The 17,457-nt window shown below is 70.4% G+C and carries 16 protein-coding genes; 3 read left to right on the top strand and 13 right to left on the bottom strand.

Annotated features, from left to right (window positions below; all coding sequences use genetic code 11):
• Positions 1–3: 3 nt before the first annotated feature.
• From hisIE to FNH13_RS10220, 11 genes are all read right to left on the bottom strand, one after another.
• A complete protein-coding gene (gene hisIE / locus FNH13_RS10270; RefSeq protein ID WP_143783345.1) occupies positions 4–777 on the bottom strand; it encodes a bifunctional phosphoribosyl-AMP cyclohydrolase/phosphoribosyl-ATP diphosphatase HisIE in 774 nt (257 codons plus the stop codon).
• Positions 774–1,634, bottom strand: coding sequence for an imidazole glycerol phosphate synthase subunit HisF (gene hisF / locus FNH13_RS10265; RefSeq protein ID WP_143783344.1), 861 nt, complete (start codon positions 1,632–1,634; stop codon positions 774–776). Before hisF ends, hisIE begins: the two co-directional genes overlap by 4 nt.
• Positions 1,631–2,377, bottom strand: coding sequence for a 1-(5-phosphoribosyl)-5-[(5-phosphoribosylamino)methylideneamino]imidazole-4-carboxamide isomerase (gene hisA / locus FNH13_RS10260; protein WP_143783343.1), 747 nt, complete (start codon positions 2,375–2,377; stop codon positions 1,631–1,633). The genes hisF and hisA overlap by 4 nt, the downstream gene beginning before the upstream one ends.
• Entirely contained in the window at positions 2,374–2,985 is a 612-nt protein-coding gene (gene hisH / locus FNH13_RS10255; RefSeq protein WP_143783342.1) for an imidazole glycerol phosphate synthase subunit HisH, read from the bottom strand. Before hisH ends, hisA begins: the two co-directional genes overlap by 4 nt.
• A gap of 3 nt (positions 2,986–2,988) precedes the next feature.
• Positions 2,989–4,083 (bottom strand): bifunctional histidinol-phosphatase/imidazoleglycerol-phosphate dehydratase HisB, encoded by a 1,095-nt coding sequence (gene hisB / locus FNH13_RS10250; RefSeq protein WP_202878752.1) that lies wholly within the window; start codon positions 4,081–4,083, stop codon positions 2,989–2,991.
• Positions 4,080–5,294, bottom strand: a complete 1,215-nt coding sequence (gene hisC / locus FNH13_RS10245) for a histidinol-phosphate transaminase (protein WP_228266346.1) — start codon at positions 5,292–5,294, stop codon at positions 4,080–4,082. The genes hisB and hisC overlap by 4 nt, the downstream gene beginning before the upstream one ends.
• Before the next feature lie 53 nt (positions 5,295–5,347).
• The gene (hisD, locus tag FNH13_RS10240) at positions 5,348–6,664 is read right to left on the bottom strand and encodes a histidinol dehydrogenase (protein WP_202878751.1); all 1,317 of its coding nucleotides are present in this window, start codon (positions 6,662–6,664) and stop codon (positions 5,348–5,350) included.
• On the bottom strand, positions 6,661–7,569 hold the full coding sequence (gene hisG, locus FNH13_RS10235; RefSeq protein ID WP_143783340.1) for an ATP phosphoribosyltransferase: 909 nt from the start codon (positions 7,567–7,569) through the stop codon (positions 6,661–6,663). Before hisG ends, hisD begins: the two co-directional genes overlap by 4 nt.
• A gap of 82 nt (positions 7,570–7,651) precedes the next feature.
• On the bottom strand, positions 7,652–8,089 hold the full coding sequence (locus tag FNH13_RS10230; protein WP_143783339.1) for a YerC/YecD family TrpR-related protein: 438 nt from the start codon (positions 8,087–8,089) through the stop codon (positions 7,652–7,654).
• Between the two features lie 197 nt (positions 8,090–8,286).
• Positions 8,287–9,702: a histidine--tRNA ligase gene (hisS, locus tag FNH13_RS10225; RefSeq protein WP_143783338.1), complete on the bottom strand. Its 1,416-nt coding sequence runs from the start codon at positions 9,700–9,702 to the stop codon at positions 8,287–8,289.
• 61 nt (positions 9,703–9,763) lie between these two features.
• The gene (locus FNH13_RS10220; RefSeq protein WP_143783337.1) at positions 9,764–10,456 is read right to left on the bottom strand and encodes an MBL fold metallo-hydrolase; all 693 of its coding nucleotides are present in this window, start codon (positions 10,454–10,456) and stop codon (positions 9,764–9,766) included.
• 117 nt (positions 10,457–10,573) lie between these two features.
• Here FNH13_RS10220 and FNH13_RS10215 point away from each other — a divergent pair, with 117 nt between their 5' ends.
• From FNH13_RS10215 to FNH13_RS10205, 3 genes are read left to right on the top strand one after another with little or no spacing between them, the layout of a single operon-like run.
• On the top strand, positions 10,574–11,320 hold the full coding sequence (locus tag FNH13_RS10215) for a peptidylprolyl isomerase (RefSeq protein ID WP_143783336.1): 747 nt from the start codon (positions 10,574–10,576) through the stop codon (positions 11,318–11,320).
• Positions 11,317–13,122: a DUF349 domain-containing protein gene (locus tag FNH13_RS10210; RefSeq protein ID WP_228266345.1), complete on the top strand. Its 1,806-nt coding sequence runs from the start codon at positions 11,317–11,319 to the stop codon at positions 13,120–13,122. The genes FNH13_RS10215 and FNH13_RS10210 overlap by 4 nt, the downstream gene beginning before the upstream one ends.
• A 2-nt stretch (positions 13,123–13,124) precedes the next feature.
• Positions 13,125–14,420 carry a M18 family aminopeptidase gene (locus FNH13_RS10205; protein WP_202878750.1) on the top strand — a complete coding sequence of 432 codons (1,296 nt, stop codon included), beginning with the start codon at positions 13,125–13,127 and terminating at the stop codon, positions 14,418–14,420.
• Between the two features lie 128 nt (positions 14,421–14,548).
• Here the strand turns inward: FNH13_RS10205 and FNH13_RS10200 are convergent, their stop codons facing one another.
• Positions 14,549–16,855: a RelA/SpoT family protein gene (locus tag FNH13_RS10200; RefSeq protein WP_143783334.1), complete on the bottom strand. Its 2,307-nt coding sequence runs from the start codon at positions 16,853–16,855 to the stop codon at positions 14,549–14,551.
• Positions 16,856–16,882: 27 nt separating this feature from the next.
• Positions 16,883–17,452, bottom strand: a complete 570-nt coding sequence (locus FNH13_RS10195) for an adenine phosphoribosyltransferase (protein WP_143783333.1) — start codon at positions 17,450–17,452, stop codon at positions 16,883–16,885.
• Positions 17,453–17,457: the final 5 nt, after the last annotated feature.

The following is a 17,457-nucleotide window of genomic DNA, read 5'->3' as shown; positions in this document are numbered from 1 at the left end:
CGCTCACCCATGCCGCCGGCGCAGCTCGGCCTCGACGTCGGCCAGGCCCAGGTCGCGAGAGCGCAGCAGAACCAACAGGTGATAGAGCAGGTCGGCGGACTCGCCGATCAGCTCCGGGTCCTCCTGGGCGACAGCTGCCAGCGCGGTCTCCACGCCCTCCTCGCCGACCTTCTGGGCCACCCGGCGCACCCCGCCCTCCAGCAGTGACGTGGTGTAGGAACCTTCGGGCCGTTCGCGGTCGCGGGTGACCACGACCTGCTCCAGCTCGGCCAGGAACGCGCCGACCTCGGTCTCGGGACGGTTTAGTGGGGCCGCGCCGTCCTCGGGCTCCACAGCCTCGCGACGGTTCAGTGGGGCCGCGCCGTCTCCGGGCTCCACAGCCTCGGCATCGGACTCACCCGGCGCGAGGACAGCTGGACCGGACGCGCTCTGCCCGGCCGGGTCGAAGCAGGACTGCGCGCCCGTGTGACAGGTCGGGCCGTCCGGGATGCACTGCAGCAGGACGGTGTCCCGGTCGCAGTCGACCCGCACCTGCTGGACCCGCAGATAGTTGCCGCTCGTCCCACCCTTGACCCACTGCTCATCCCGGCTGCGGCTGTAGAACGTTGCCATCCCGGTCTGCAGCGTGGTCGTGAGGGCCGCGGCGTCCTGGTAGCCCACCATCAGCACCTGGCCGGTGCCGTGGTGCTGGACCACGACCGGGAGCAGCCCGTCCTGCTTGGCGAAGGCGAGGTCGCTCACGTCCAACCCGTCGGGCAGCTGCAGCAGATCAGTCATGTCGCGGTGCTCTCCGTCAAGGTCGCTGCTGAGGTGGAGGTCCCTGCCGATGTCGAGGCCGCCGCAGCACTGAGCGTCGGATCGTCCAGGCGCACTTCGACCCCCGCCCGGTGCAGGGCCCCCTTGAGGTCCCCGATCGTCAGGTCGCCGGAGTGAAAGACGCCAGCGGCCAGGGCACCGTCGACGTCAGCCTCGGTGAAGACGTCGATGAAGTGCTGGACGGTCCCCGCCCCGCCGGAGGCGATCAGGGGCACACCGCAGACCTGACGGACGGCACGGAGCTGCTCCACGTCATACCCCTGGCGCACCCCGTCCGAGCCCATCGCGTTGAGGACGATCTCACCGGCGCCCAGCTCCTGGACCCGCTCGACCCAGGCGAGGGTGGTGGTGTCCAGGGCACGGGTGGCCTCCGGGTCCCCGGTCAGCTGGCGGATCCGCCACTGGCCGTCCTCGTCCCGCAGGCTGTCCACGCCGACGACGACGCACTGGGTGCCGAACTCGCGCGCCAGCTCGCCGACCAGCTCGGGGCGGCGTGTGGCGGGGGTGTTGACCGAGACCTTGTCGGCCCCGGCCACCAGCACCGCCCGGGCGTCCTGCACCGAGCTGATCCCACCGGCGACACAGAACGGGATGTCGATCTCCCGGGCGACGCGGTCGATCCAGTCCACGTCCACCCGCCGGCCCTGGGGACTGGCGGTGATGTCATAGAAGACCAGCTCGTCCACGCCCTGGGCGCTATAGCGCGCGGCGAGCTCGGTGATGTCGCCCATGTCCTGGTGGTCCCGGAAGCGGGTGCCCTTGACAACCCGACCGTCCTTGACGTCAAGGCAGGCAATAATCCTGCGCGCCAACGTCATACGCGCTCCTCAGTGATGGCCTCATCAATGCTCAGGCGCCCCTCGAGCAGGGCCTTGCCCAGGATGACGCCGGCGCAGCCGACCTTGCGCACACCGCGCACGTCCGCGGCGTGCCGGGTGCCGCCGGAGGCCTGCACCGCCACGTCGGGCACCGCGCGGGTCAGGAAGGTGTAGAGGTTGAGGTTGGGTCCGGACAGGGTCCCGTCGCGACCGATGTCGGTGCACAGAGCGTGGGCGAGACCGGAGCGCGAGTAGTGGCTCAGCAGCGCCGCCAGGTCTGTCTCGGAGTCCGAGGTCCACCCCGCCGTGGGCAGCACCCAGGAGCCGTCCTCGCCGGTGCGCGCGTCCAGGGCGACGGTGATCCGGTCCGCGCCGAACTCGGCGATCCAGGCGGCCACCGTCTCGGGCTCCTGGATCGCCAGCGACCCGATCACCACGCGGGAGGCACCGGCCTCGAGCAGGGTGGCCACGTCCTGCTTGCTGCGCACTCCCCCGCCGGTCTGCACGGACAGGGGGGTCTCGGCGACGATCTCGCGCAGCAGCGGGATCAGCGTGTAGCCGCCGGCCCGTGCGGCGTCCAGGTCGACCAGGTGCAGCCAGCTGGCGCCTCCCTCGGCATAGCCCTGAGCCACCTCCAGCGGCTCGCTGGCATAGCGGGTCTCCTTGTCGTAATCGCCCTTGTGCAACCTGACGACGCGGCCCTCGCGCACGTCGATCGCGGGATAGATGGTGAAGTCGGTCATGGCGACACCTCCAGGATGAAGTTTGTCAGCAAGCGCGCCCCCGCGCGGGCCGACCGCTCGGGGTGGAACTGGGCGCCCCACCGGTTGCCGCTGCGGACCACGGCGCTCCAGGTCCCGGAGTGCTCGGTGGTCTGCAGCGTGTGCGCCGTCACCGGCACCGCGAAACTGTGCACGAAGTAGGCCCGCTCGCCATCGGCGAGTCCCTCGGTCAACGGGTCGGCGTGCAGGTTGGTCAGGGTGTTCCAGCCCATGTGCGGCACCCGCAGTCCCGGGGCGGGCGGGATCGGCACGACGCGTCCGGGCAGCAGCCCGAGACACTCGGTGCCGCCGTCCTCCGCGGAGTGCGCAAAGAGCAGCTGCATCCCCAGGCACACTCCGAGGAGCGGCTGCTCGACCTCGTGCAGCACCTCGACCAGGCCCGCCTCCCGCAGCCGGGCCATGCCGGCTCCGGCCGCCCCCACCCCGGGCAGGATCACCCGGTCAGCAGCGCGTATGTCGGCCGGGTTGTTGGTCAGCCGGGCGTCGGCTCCGATCCGCTCCAGGGCGTAGCTGACCGAGGCGATGTTGGTCCCCCCGGAGTCGACGAGGGCGACGGTGGGCCTAGCCACGGATCACAGCACACCCTTGGTGGACGGCAGTTCGGTGCCCTCGACCCGGAGGGCCTGGCGCAGGGCCCGCGCGACCGCCTTGAAGCCGACCTCGATCTTGTGGTGGGCGTTGTCACCGGTCACGCTCAGGTGCAGGGTGGCCCGCAGCGCCTCGGCGAAGGAGCGCCAGAAGTGCTCCACCATCTCGGTGGGCAGGTCGCCGACCATCTCGCGCTCGAAGCCGCAGTCGAACTTCAGGAACGGGCGCCCCGACAGGTCGAGGGCTGCGCTGGCCTGCGCCTCGTCCATCGGTGCCGTGAAGCCGTAGCGGCCGATGCCGCGGCGGTCGCCCAGGGCCTCGTCCAGGGCCTGGCCGATGGCCAGGGCGGTGTCCTCTGTGGTGTGGTGCTCGTCGATGTGCAGGTCGCCCTGGCAGGTGACCTTCATCGAGAAGCCACCGTGCTTGGCGAGCTGGTCGAGCATGTGGTCCAGGAAGCCCAGTCCGGTCGAGACCTCGATGTCACCGGTGCGGTCGAGGTCGATCTCGACGTGGATCTTGGTCTCGGAGGTGTTGCGGTCCACGACCGCGACCCGCGGACGGTTGGCCAGGACGTGAGCGATGTGCTCCCAGTTGACCGCCTCGTCGCCGCCCTGACCCATCGAGCTCTCCAGCAGGAAGGTCTTGATGCCGAGGTTGTCGCCGAACTCCCGGTCGGAGAGGCGGTCCCCCACCATCATCGAGCGGTCCCAGTCGATGGTGCGGTCCTTGAGCAGGTGACGGACCATCCCGATGCCCGGCTTGCGGGTGTCCGGCTGGTTGGGGCCCGGCGGGTGCGGGTCGACGTGCACCTCCTTGAAGGTGATGCCCTGGCTCTCCAGGATGTGCAGCAGCAGGTCGTGCGGTCCCTGGAAGGTCTCGACCGGGAAGTTCGGACCGCCCAGGTCGTTCTGGTTGGAGACCATCACGAAGTCCCAGCCCGCGTCGCGCAGGCGGGCCAGGGCCGGCATGACGCCCGGGACCAGCCGCAGCTTGTCGTAGGCGTCGATCTGACAGTCCTCGGGTTCTTCGATGATCGTGCCGTCCCGGTCGATGAACAGGACGGGGCGCAGGGTGCTCATGAGTGGATTCCTCGTGCTCGTGCGGTGGTGGTCGTGGTCTGTGTCGGTATGCCGGATGGCTGGGTGTGCTGCGGGCGCGGCCCAGGAACCGGTCCGGCGGGCTGTGTGGTGGGCGGTTCCGTCGGTGCCGAGGTGTCCTGGACTGCACCGGCCAGGGCCTGTTGCACCGCCTGGATCTCCTCGGGTGACCCGACGGTGACCCGCAGGGCGTCGGCGAGCAGGTGCCGCATGTCGCGCACCACGATGCCACTCTCCCGCAGGTCGTTGAGCAACTCGTCGACGACGGGGCTGCGCACGAGCAGGAAGTTTGCCTCGCTGGCATAGACGGTGCGCACCCGCGGGTCCGCACCGAGCGCCTCCGCGAGACGCTCACGGTCGTGACGGGTCTGTGCCACCCGCGCGTCGACCGATCGGGCCACCGAGAAGGCGAGCGCGGCGATGGCGAGGTCGGTGACCGGGCCCGGCAGGGGGTAGGGCGCCTGCACCCTGCGCAGGACGGTGGCCAGGTCCGGGTGGCACAGGGCGCTGCCGACCCGGGCGCCGGCCAGCCCGTGGGCCTTCGACAGGGTGCGCAGCACCACCAGGTTGGGGTGCTCCGACAGCAGCGTCGCGGCGCTCCGCGGACCGGCGAACTCCTGATAGGCCTCGTCCACGACGACGACGGCCTGCTCAGCCAGGGCATCGGCGAGGGTCTCGATGGCGTCGGTCGGCACCACGGCCCCGGTCGGGTTGCCAGGGCTGGTCAGGAAGACGACCTTGGCGCCGTGCTCGACGGCGGCCGCCGCCAGGGCAGCGGTGTCGACCTCCCAGATCGTGCCGAGGTCCCGTTGCGGGACGTCGATCACCGGCACCCCCTGCAGCCGGGCCGACACGGCATACATCCCGAAGGTCGGGGACGCCTGGACGATCGCGTCCTGGCTGCCAGGCGCGGTGAGGGCACGCACCAACAGGTCGATGCACTCGTCACTGCCGCGGCCGACCACGACCTGCTCGGGGCTCACTGCGTAGGTGTTCGCCAGCGCGCTCACCAGCTCGGCGGGTTGCGGGTCGGGATAGCGGCGCTGAGCACCCTCGGGGTCGACGACGCTCCCAGTGGCGGCCTCGTTGGCGTTGAGCCAGATGGTGGCGGGCCTCCCGTCGTCCGCCGTCCGCGCGGAGGAGTAGCCGGTGAAGTCGCGCAGGTCCTCCCGGATCAGGTCTGGTGGAAACAATTTTGAGAGTGGTTTCGTAGGCCCGCCACGCATTTTTGGAGTGGTTTCGTAGGTCACGACGCACCGTCCACAGTGCCGACCCGCGCCAGACGCCGCGTCACAGCGGCCTGGTGTCCGAGCAGTCCCTCGGCCGCGGACAGCTCCACGGCGGTCGGGCCCAGGGCGGACAGACCAGCGGGGGTGACGCGCTGGACGGTCATCGCGATCTGGAAGCTGGCGACGTTGACGCCCCCGGTCCAGCGCGCCGCCCCGGCCGTCGGCAGCACGTGGTTGGTGCCGCTGCAGTAGTCGCCGAGTGTCTCCGGCGCCCAGTCCCCCAGGAAGACCGAGCCCGCCCGCTCGACGTTGTCGAGCCAGCGCTCAGGCTCCCGCAGCGCGAGGATCAGGTGCTCCGGGGCGTAGTCATTGCTGATCGCGAGGGCCTCGGGCAGGTCAGCCGTGATCACGATCGCACTGGAGGCTAGCGACTTGGCGGCGATGTCCGCCCGGGGCAGGACATCGAGCTGGGCCTGCACCTGCTCGGCGACCGCATCGGCCAGGCTCGCGTCGTCGGTGAGCAGCAGCACCTGGGAGTCGGGCCCGTGCTCGGCCTGGGAGAGCAGGTCGGCAGCGACGAACTCCGGGTCTGCCCCCGTGTCGGCGATGACCAGGACCTCCGAGGGGCCGGCGGGCAGGTCGATGCCGGGCCCGCCCTCTGCGGTGCTGACCTGACGCTTGGCCTCGGTGACCCAGGCGTTGCCGGGGCCGAAGATCTTGTCGCAGCGGGGCACCGACTCGGTTCCGTAGGCCATCGCCGCGACAGCCTGGGCTCCCCCGACGACGAAGACCCGGCTCAGGCCGCACTCGCCGGCCGCGGCGAGCACGCTCGGATCGGGCAGACCGTCCTCACCGGGCGGGGTGCACAGCACGATCTCGGGGCAGCCCGCCAGCTGGGCCGGGATCGCGAGCATCAGGGCGGTGGACGGCAGGGGTGCCGACCCGGCCGGGACATAGAGCCCGACCCGCCGGATGGGGCGCACGACGCGGGCGCACCGCACACCGGGAGCGGTCTCCACCTCGTAGTCGCGTGTCATCCCTGCCTCGTGAAAGGCACGGATCGTCCCGGCCGCCTGACTGATCGCGGACCGCAGCGTCGTCGGGACCTGCGCGACGGCGTCGTCGAACTGCTCACCGGTGACCACCAGTGACTGGGCGGGAGCGCGGTCGAAGCGTTCGGCATACTCCTGCAGGGCGGTATCGCCACCCTCGCGGACGCCACTGAGGATGTCGGCGACCCCGGCGGTGACCTGCGGACCGGCCGCGGCGGTGCCACGGGCCAGCAGGTCGGCACGGGCGGCCCCGTCCAGCTCGGACCAGAGGACAGTCCTCACGCCAGCATCCCCTCCACCGGCAGCACCATGATGGTGTGGGCCCCCACGGCCTTGAGCTCCTCCAGGCGCGGCCATGGCACGGCGTTGTGGCACAGCAGCTGGACGGACACCTCGTCCCGGCCATCAACCGCCAGGACCGTCGGCTCGCCACCGGCCGGCAGCCGGGTCAGCACCTCGGGCAGCACGTCGCGGGCGGCCCGCAGCATGAGCAGCCGGGTCTCCTTCAGTCGCAGGGCACCGTCCATGCGGCGCAGCAGCAGGTCGGCGATCTCCTCGCGGCCGTCCTCGAGCGGGGCCGAGGGACCGGCGATGACCGCCTCCGAGTGCAACAGCGTCTCGACCGGCTTGAGCGCATTGGCTGCCAGCGTGCCGCCGGTGGACACCAGGTCGCACACCACGTCTGCCTGGCCCAGCCGCGGGGCGATCTCCACCGAGCCGGACAGGGTGACGACCTCGGCCTGCACGCCCTTGTCGGTCAACCAGCGGCCGAGCGTGTGCGGAAAACTGGTGGCGATCCGCTGGCCGGTGAGCTGCTGCGGGCCGGTCCACTGCTCGTCGTCGTTGATCGCGATGTCGAGGCGGCAGACGCCCCAGCCGAGCTGGCGCCACTCCTTCAGGGCACTCGCCTGGCCGTTGGAGGTCCGGGACAGGTCGTGCTCGACCAGGACGTTGCGACCCACGATCCCCAGGTCGCAGACCCCGTCGGCGATGAGGCCGGGGATGTCGTCGTCGCGCACCAGCAGCAGGTCGACGGGCAGGGACTCGCCATAGCAGAAGAGCTTGTCGCGGCTCTCCCGCCAGGTCAGCCCGCAGGAGGCGAGCAGGTCACGGGCCGGGTCGGAGAGGCGGCCGGACTTCTGGATCGCCACGCGCAGGCGGTCTCGGGTGGTGGCAGGCGGGGTCATGGTGACCTTCCGGGCTGTGGGCTCTGGTGGCCCTGGTGTTCTGGACGGGCGCGTCGTCGCGCGGTGGGGCTGGGTGGCGCGCTCAACCGGTGGCCGGCTGCGCACCCCGGGTATGCCGGAGGGTCGGGTCCCCCGGACCAGGTCCGGCCTCGCTGTGGTCCCGCGCGAGCGCCGCCTCACGGTTCTGTTCGAGCTCACCGCGGCACTGCTCGAGCACCTGCCGGTAGCCACCGGTGCCGTGCTCCAGGCTGCGCGCCACCCGGCCGACCGTGGTCACGCTGACTCCGGTCTGCTCGTGGACCTGGCGGTAGGAGACCCCGTCGGCCAGCAGCGGCACGACGCTCCAACGGTCCGCGAGGGCCTCCAGCTCGGCGGGCGTGCACAGGTCGATGAGGAAGGCCGTCATCTGGTCCGGGTCCGCCACTGCGGCCAGCGCCCGAGCGAGCTCGGTCTGTGCCTCGGCACGCCGCGCCGACTCGTCGGCGGCGGTGGCCGGGCGGCCGGTGTCGCGGCGCTTCATGACGGCTCCAGGGGCGGGACTACCGGGGCTCCGGCGAGGGCGGGTGTGTTAACGCGCTATTACGCTAACACGCCGGAGCGGTGTGGCCGAACCGGGAGCAGTGAGCACCGGAGCAGAGACGCCGCCCCATCGCCGCGTGATGCCGACGGCGCCCCTGCCGCATCGCCAGAGGTTGGCGGACGGGCCGACGACGACTCTCAGTCCTCGTCGGATCCGTCATGCGGCAAGCCCAGCGGCTGGGCGAGCTCGACCCGCAGCGAGCGCACGGCCTCCTCACGGGCCACCGTGAACTGGTCCTGACGGCGCAGGTCCTTGATGGTGACGGTGTCCGCCGCCACCTCCTGCTCCCCCACGATGGCCACGAAACGGATACCGGCCCGGTCGGCATACTTCAGCTGCTTGCCCAGCTTGCCGCCGTCGAGGACGACCTCGGTGTTGATCCCGCCCTGCCGCAGGTCCGTCGCCAGGGCCAGGCACTGCGGGAGATAGGCCTCGTCCAGCTGCGGCACCAGGACCTGCACCGTCGACTCCGCGGTGCCGACCAGCCCGGCCTCGCGCAGCTGCCAGAACAGGCGGGTGAGTCCGATCGACATGCCGACGCCGGGCAGCCTGGACTTGGTGTACTGCCCCGCGAGGTCGTCATAGCGTCCGCCGGAGCAGACCGACCCGATCTCCGGGTGCTCGTCCAGGGTCGTCTCATAGACGGTGCCGGTGTAGTAGTCCAGGCCACGGGCGATCGAGAGGTTGAGGCAATAGTCGCTCTCGGGAACGCCAAGGTCGCGCAGCACGGTGAGCACCTCACGCAGCTCGGCGACACCGGTGGCCAGCACCGGCGAGCCGGCGGACGCGGCCAGCACCCGGTCGAGGATGGCCAGCGCGTCGTCGTGCGAGGTGGAGCGCAGCCCGACTAGGTCCAGGAGCGTCTGCACGACGTCCGCAGCCAGGCCATAGGCCTCCCCGGTGAGCGTGTCCCGCACAGCCTCAGGCCCACGCTTGTCGATCTTGTCGATCTCGCGCAGCACGGTCACCTGCTGCTGCGCCTCGGTGATGCCCAGGTCCTCGAAGAAGCCGCGCATCAGCTTGCGGTTGTTGAGCTGGATGGTGAACGCGCCGATGTCGAGGTCGGTAAAGATGGTGTGGATCACCGCGGGGCACTCGGCGTCGTGGCGGGGGCTGAGCCCGTCCTTGCCGATGATGTCGATGTCGCACTGGTAGAACTCGCGGTAGCGACCCCGCTGCGGCCGCTCCCCGCGGTAGACCCGCTGCATCTGATAGCGCCGGAAGGGGAAGGTGAGCCGGTGCTCGTGCTCGGCGACATAGCGCGCCAGCGGCACCGTCAGGTCGAATCGCAGCGCGAGCTCCGGCAGGCCCGGATCCTCCTGGGCGGCAGCCTTGTCCAGCGACCCGGTGGACTGCACGAAGTAGACCTGCCGCTCGGTCTCGCCGCCGGTCTTGGTGAGCAGCACGTCGGTCAGCTCATAGGCCGGGGTCTCGATCGGCAGGAACCCGAACCGCTCATAGCCTGACCGGATGACATCGAGCATGCGCTGGAACGCGATCTGCTCGGTGGGCAGGAGCTCGAGGGTGCCGGGGGCGGTGCGGGGCTTGATCACGCCGCGAGTCTAACGAGGCGCAGGCGCGGGTCCGACGCCGTGTGGGCGGAGGCTGCCCCGGTCAGGTCAGTGAGGTCAGGAACGGGTTGGTCATCCGCTCCCGGGCCATCGTGGTGGCCGGGCCGTGCCCTGGCAGGACCAGGCTGGAGTCGGGCAGCGGGAGTATGACGTCGCGCAGGGAACGCTGCATCGCCCCGTGGTCTCCCCCGGGCAGGTCGGTGCGTCCGATGGAGCCGGCGAAGAGCACGTCGCCGGTCAGCACTGTGCGGTCCACCTCGTCGGGCATCCCGGTGGGCACACCGGCCAGGCCGAACAGCACCGAGCCCTCGGTGTGCCCGGGTGCGTGCGTGACGTCGAGGGACAGGCCACCGAGCTCCAGGGTCTGACCGCCGGCCAGGTCGATCACGGTCTCCGGCTCGGCCCAGCTCGCCCGCGTCCCGAACTGCTGCTCGAGCATCATCAGCAGCGCAGGACTCGTGCTGGCCAACGGATCGGTCAGGCGGTAGCGGTCGTCCTCGTGGATGTAAGCGGCGGTCGTGCCGGCGCACACCGGCGTGACGGCATACGTGTGATCGAGGTGTCCGTGGGTGAGCAGGACAGCTGCCGGGCGCAACCCGTGCTGTTGCAGGGTGGCGGCGACCTGGTCCTCGACTCCCACCCCGGGATCGACGATCACGCACTCCTCCCCACGCTCGGGCGCGACGAGATAGCAGTTCGTGCCGAAGGCGGCAGCTTCGATGGAGATCACCAGCACGTGACCAAACCTACGTCCGATCGTGTCCAAACCGTCATCGGGCTGTGACCACTGCGCGACAGAGCGCTGCCTAGACTGGCGATTCCACCCGCCCGAGCACTCAGGAGAGCACGAATTATGACGCTGGGTCGTCTCCGGTGGCAGGCACTAGGGCTGCTCGTTGCGAGCACGCTGCTGGTCTCCGCCTGCGGTAGTTCCGATGCCCCCGACGCCGCAGACGCGTCCGTGACCAACCACTCTGGGGCAGCGACCACGCTCTCCCCCGCGGGTGCGGACGCCGGCTGCGAGGAGGCACCTGCCGTGCCGAGCGCGGGGATGACCACCGAGCCGTTGGAGCCGCCGCCCACCGAGGGCGTGGCCGGCACCTGGACCGGGGTGATCGAGACCAACTGTGGCCCCATCGAGGTGGAGTTGTATGCCGACAAGGCACCTGTGACCGTCGCCTCCTTCGAGCACCTCGCGACCGCGGGCTACTGGCAGGACAGCCCCTGCCACCGCTTGACGACGCAGGGGATCTTTGTGCTGCAGTGCGGCGACCCGACGGGCACCGGCCGCGGCGCGCCGGGTTATGGCTTCGGGATCGAGAACGCCCCGGAGGACGGGAAGTACCCGCCCGGGACCCTGGCGATGGCCCGCGCCCAGGACCCCAACAGCAATGGTGGCCAGTTCTTCATCGTCTACCGCGACACAGAACTGCCTGTCGAAGGTGGTGGCTACAGCATCTTCGGTAGGGTCACCGGTGGAATGGACATCGTGGACCGCGTCGCCGAACAAGGCGTCGATGGCGGCGGTGCCGACGGAATCCCGGCGGCGCCGATCAGCATCCTCTCGGTCGAGGTCACACAGGAGAAGGCGTCAGAGTGAGCGAGCAGCCGCAAGGAACCACCCCCACCCCGGACGAGACCCCGGCACCTGCCGAGGAAACGGTCCCCGTGGCGGACGAGCAGAGCCCAGCCACTGAGCCGGTTGCTGTCGAGGCAGCACCAGAGCCGGTGAGCACCGACGCCGTGACGGAATCTTCCGGGGTGCCGGTGCCCGGGGCTCCGCAGCCCTCCCAGGACCCCGTGGTGCCGTCGCCGCAGCCGTCCGAGGTGCCGACGCCCGGTGCTCCCGAGCCTGCCCCGGAGCCGGCCGTTCCCGAGCCTGCCCCGGAGCCGGCCGTTCCCGAGCCTGCCCCGGAGCCAGCCGTTCCCGAGCCTGCCCCGGAGCCGGCCGTTCCCGAGCCTGCCCCCGAGCCGGTCACCCCGACACCGCAACCCTCCGAGACCGCTGCTGACTCGACGGACACCGCCCCGGCCGCGCCGAAGCCATCCGCCCCGAAGCCGGGTGCGATCCCCTCACCGGCCGCGCTGGCCGGACGCAAGCCGGCCGTGAAGCCGGTGGCAGCAGCCGCCCCGACTCCGGTCGCGACGTCCCACTCGCTCTCCTTCGGCCGGGTGGCCGAGGACGGCACGGTCTTCGTCAAGGACGGCGAGGAGGAGCGAGCCGTCGGCTCCTACCCGGAGGCGAGCAACGAGGAGGCCCTGGCCTACTTCGCCCGCAAGTATGACGAGCTGGCCGCCATCGCGACGCTCCTGGAGCAGCGCCTCGGCCAGACCGACCTGTCCGCCCACGAGGCCCGCGAGGCCCTGAAGTCGCTGCGTGACCAGATCGGCGAGGCCAACGTGGTCGGCGACCTGCCGGCCCTGCGCGAGCGGGTCACCCAGATCGAGGCTGCGGTCAAGGAGCGCCAGCGCGCCGAGACCGAGCTTCGTGCCCAGGCCAAGGCCGAGGCCACCACCGTCCGGGAGGCTCTGGTGGTCGAGGCCGAGGAACTGGCCGGCGCCGATGTGCACCAGGTCCAGTGGAAGTCGGCCAGTGCGCGGATGCGCGGGATGCTCGACGAGTGGCGCTCCCTGCAGAAGAAGGGTCCCAAGCTGGACAAGGACGTGGAGAACGCCCTGTGGCAGCGACTCAGCACCGCACGCAGCTCCTTCGACAAGGCCCGCAAGGGATTCTTCAGCGAGCTCGACGTGCAGCACGGCGAGGCCAAGCGCGTCAAGGAAAAGCTCGTCGCCGAGGCAGAGGCACTGTCCACGAGCAAGGACTGGGGCCCCACCGCCGGTGCTTTCAAGCGACTCATGCAGGACTGGCGCCGGGCAGGCAGGGCGCAGCGGGCTGACGATGACGCCCTCTGGGAGCGGTTCAAGAGCGCGCAGGACCAGTTCTTCAACGCTAAGGACGAGGTCGTCGCTGCGGAGAACGAGGTCTTCCGGGAGAACCTCGTGGCCAAGGAGGAGCTGCTCAAGGAGGCAGAGTCCCTCGTCCCGGTCAAGGACCTGGAGTCGGCCAAGACCAAGCTGCGCACCATCCAGGAGAAGTGGGACGAGGCCGGCAAGGTCCCCCGCGAGGACATGTCTCGGGTCGAGGGGCGGCTGCGCAAGGTCGAGCAGGCGGTCCGCGACCTCGAGGACGCCAAGTGGAGCCGCAGCAACCCCGAGCTGAACGCCCGCGCCCAGTCGATGACCGCGCAGCTGGAGCGCGCGGTCCAGGGCCTCGAGCAGGACCTGGAGGCGGCCAGGGCCACCGGCGATGACACCAAGATCGCCGCTGCCCAGTCCGCACTGGATGCTCGACGTCAGCTGCTGGACGCAGCCCGGGGCGGACTGTCCGAGCTCGGAGGCTGAAGGTGACCCACTCCTTCGACCAGGACGACATCGCAACTCGCCTGGCGGCATACCTCGATGCCTCTCCGTCACCATTCCACGCGGTCGAGAGTGCGGCGGTGCTCCTGGAAGCCTGCGGGTTCACCCGGCTCTCGGAGACCGAGGCCACCCCGGCTGAGCCGGGGCGCTATCTGCTGGTCCGGGGCGGGTCGCTGATCGCCTGGTCCACGGAGGCCGACCTGGCCCCTTCCGCGCCCTTCCGGGTGGTGGGAGCGCACACGGACTCGCCCAACCTGCGCATCAAGCCGCAGCCGGAACTGGTCCGCGCCGGGTGGCAGCAGCTGGCCGTCGAGATCTATGGCGGTCCGCTGCTCAACACTTGGCTTGACCGTGACCTCGGTCTGTCGGGGCGGGTCGCCGTCCGTGGCGCAGACGGGGTCGAGGGGCGTCTGCTGCTGCTGGACGAGCCACTGCTGCGCGTCTCCCAACTGGCACCGCACTTGGACCGGACGGTCAACACCGATGGTCTCAAGCTCAACCCCCAGCAGCACCTGGTGCCGCACTGGGGCCTGGGCACCGAGCCAGCCGACTTCACGGGCTTCGTGGCGGAGCGTCTGGAGGTCGAGCGTGGCGACGTCCTCGGCTGGGACCTGATGACGCACGACCTGACGCCGGCGCGGCGGATCGGGCGAGACCGGGACCTGCTGGCCTCGGCACGCCTGGACAACCTGGCGACCTCCTTCGCGGCCGTGGTGGCGCTCATCGCGGCGCTGGAGGACGGCACGGGCGTCGTGCCGGTCGTGGCCCTGTTCGACCACGAGGAGGTCGGCAGCACCACCGAGCGGGGGGCACAGTCCACCTTCCTGCCCGCCGTGCTGGAGCGGATCGTCGCCGCGCGCGGCGGCTCCCGGGAGGACTACCTGCGGGCCCTGGCTGGCACGGTGATCGCGTCCGGCGACATGGCGCATGCCACCAACCCCAACTATGCGGACCGCCACGAGCCCGGGCACCACGTCCGGATGAACGGCGGTCCGGTGCTCAAGATCAACGCCCAGGCCCGCTATGCCACTGATGGGATGGGGGCCGCGCACTTCCGGTTGGCGTGCGAGCAGGCGGGGGTGCCGGTGCAGAACTTCGTGACGCGCACCGATCTGCCGTGCGGCTCCACGGTCGGTCCGATGACCTCGGCGCTGACCGGGGCGACCACGGTCGACTTCGGGGCACCGACCCTGTCGATGCACTCCACCCGGGAGGCCTGCGGCGTGGCAGACCAGGCCATGTATGCCCGAGCGCTGGCAGCGTTCCTATCTCCCGCCTGAGAGGGCCTACCAAGCCTCACCAAAGAGGGTGATTCCGGCCGACGAAACCTCTCGGGAAAAGGTGTTTCCGGCCAACGAAACCCCTCGGAAAAGGTGAGTCCGGTCGACGAAACCTCTCGGAAAATGGGTCAGGCGGTGCGGTGGCGGCGGTGGGGGTCGGTCTGGGAGGTGCCGGTGATTCGGTAGGCGTCCAGGACGGCGCTGACGCGGCGCACGGCGCGGATCACGGACTCGAGGTGGCTGGGGTCTGCCATCTCGAAGGTGAACCGGGACAGGGCCACGCGGTCGCGGCTGGTCTGCACGGAGGCCGACAGGATGTTGACGTGCTGCTCGGTCAGGGCCTTGGTGATCTCGGCCAGCAGACCGGGGCGGTCCAGGGCCTCGACCTGGAGCTGGACGAGGAAGACGCTGGTCTCGGTGGGTGACCACGCGACCTTGATGATCCGCTCCGGGTGCTGCAGCAGCGACTCGGCGTTGGTGCAGTCGGTGCGGTGCACGGAGACGCCCTTGCCGGTGGTGACGAAGCCCATGATCGGGTCGCCGGGCACGGGGGTGCAGCACCTGGCCAGCTTGACCCACACGTCGTCGGTGCCCACGACTGTGACACCGGCATCCAGGGTCCGGGAGCGGCCCTTGGTGGGCAGGGTGGCCTCGGCCAGGTCCTCGGCGGCACCGTCCTCCCCACCCACGGTGGCCACGAGCTGCTTGACCACGTGGGCGGCCGAGACGTGCCCCTCCCCGACCGCGGCATAGAGCCCGTCGACGTTGGTGTAGCGCAGATCATTGGCGACGGCCGTCAGGGTGTCGTGGGACATGAGCCGCTGCAGCGGTTGGTTCTGCTTGCGCAGCACCTTGGCGATCTGGTCCTTGCCGGACTCGATCATCTCCTCGCGGCGCTCCTTGGAGAACCACTGCCGGATCTTGTTGCGGGCGCGGGGACTCTTGACAAAGTTGAGCCAGTCCCGGCTCGGGGCCGCGTCGGCGGCCCTGCTGGTCAGGATCTCGACGACATCACCGTTGTTGAGGGAGCTGTCCAGCGGCACCAGCTTGCCGTTGACCTTGCCGCCGACACAGCGGTGTCCGACCTCGGTGTGGACGGCATAGGCGAAGTCCACCGGCGTCGCCCCCGAGGGCAGGGCCATGACGTCGCCACCGGGCGTGAAGACATAGACCTCGACGCCGCTGATCTCAAAGCGCAGCGACTCCAGGAACTCCCCCGGGTCGGCCGTCTCCTTCTGCCAGTCCAGCAGCTGGCGCAGCCACTCCATCCCCTCCATCTGCCCGGGGCCACCGTCGGCCCCCATCGGCACCTTGGAGCCGTCCTCCTTGTACTTCCAGTGGGCAGCCACGCCGTACTCCGCGCGACGGTGCATCTGGTGGGTGCGGATCTGCACCTCCACGGGCTTGCCGTCCGGGCCCATCACCGTCGTGTGCAACGACTGGTACATGTTGAACTTCGGCATCGCGATGTAGTCCTTGAACCGGCCCGGGACCGGGTTCCACCGCGCGTGCAGCGCACCGAGCACCGCATAGCAGTCCTGCACCGTCTCGACCAGCACCCGGACCGCGACGAGGTCATAGATCTGCTCGAAGTCGCGACCGCGCACGATCATCTTCTGATAGACGGAGTAGTAGTGCTTGGGCCGCCCCGTGACGACGGCCTTGACCTTGGCCTCCTTGAGGTCCCGGCCGATCTCGCGGCGGACCGTGGCGAGGTACTCCTCCCGGGCGGGGGCCCGTTGCGCCACCATGCGCACGATCTCGTCATAGATCTTGGGATAGAGCTGGGCGAAGGACAGGTCCTCCAACTCCCACTTGATGGTGTTCATGCCGAGTCGGTGGGCCAGCGGGGCATAGATCTCGAGGGTCTCGGACGCCTTGCGGGCGGCCGACTCCGCCGAGACATAGCGCCAGGTGCGCGCGTTGTGCAGCCGGTCGGCCAGCTTGATCACCAGCACCCGGATGTCCCGGGCCATGGCGACCACCATCTTGCGGACGGTCTCCGCCTGGGCCGCCTCGCCATATTGCACCTTGTCCAGCTTGGTGACGCCGTCGACCATCATGGCGATCTCCTCGCCAAAGTCCTTGCGGAGCTGGTCGAGGGAGTATGCCGTGTCCTCCACGGTGTCGTGCAGCAGCGCCGCCGCGAGGGTCGAGGGGGTCATGCCCAGCTCGGCCAGGATCGTTGTCACGGCCAGGGGGTGGGTGATGTAGGCGTCGCCACTCTTGCGCACCTGACCGCGGTGGGCCTTCTCGGCGACCTCGTAGGCCCGTTCGATGAGCTCCAGGTCGGCCTTGGGGTGCGTGGCCCGGACAGCACGCAGCAGCGGCTCGAGGACCGGGTTTGAGCCGATCCTGGTGCCTCCCAGACGGGCCAGGCGGGCGCGGACGCCATAACTGGCATGGGAGGACGTCGCGGCGACATCCTCATTCATGGCCTGATTGTAGGCCGCTGTGCGCCCTCAGTCGGTCAACAGGGCGTGGACGGTCGTCCCGGTCAGCCGGGAGCGTCCCTGCAGGAAGCCGATCTCGAGGATCACCTCGAGGGCCACCACCTCGCCCTGCGTGCGTCGGACCAGCTCCACCGCCGCGGCCGCGGTGCCGCCGGTGGCCAGGACGTCATCGACGATGAGCACTCGTGCGCCGGCTGGGATCGCGTCCTGGTGCACCTCGATGGTGGCCTCGCCGTACTCCAGCGAGTAGGAGACCGCGTGCGTCGTCGAGGGCAGCTTGCCGGCCTTGCGCACCGGCACGAAGCCCGTGCCGAGACCGTGCGCGATCACCGAGCCGAGGATGAACCCTCGCGCCTCGATCCCGATGACCAGGTCGACGCCGGAGCCGCGGCGGGCCACCACGTCGGCGACCACCCGGTCGCGCAGCGGCACGTCCAGCAGCAGCGGCGTGAAGTCCTTGAAGACCACGCCCGGCTCCGGGAAGTCCCGGATGGTGCGCAGGGCGCGCGCGACGTCCCGGGCCAGGTCGGGGTCCGGGCCGTCGCTGCGGTGGTCGGCGGCGCGCAGGTCCTCACTCATGCAGT

It is taken from the genome of Ornithinimicrobium ciconiae, from assembly GCF_007197575.1.
Classification (GTDB): domain Bacteria; phylum Actinomycetota; class Actinomycetes; order Actinomycetales; family Dermatophilaceae; genus Ornithinicoccus; species Ornithinicoccus ciconiae.
This window is presented reverse-complemented; position numbering and strand designations above follow the sequence as displayed.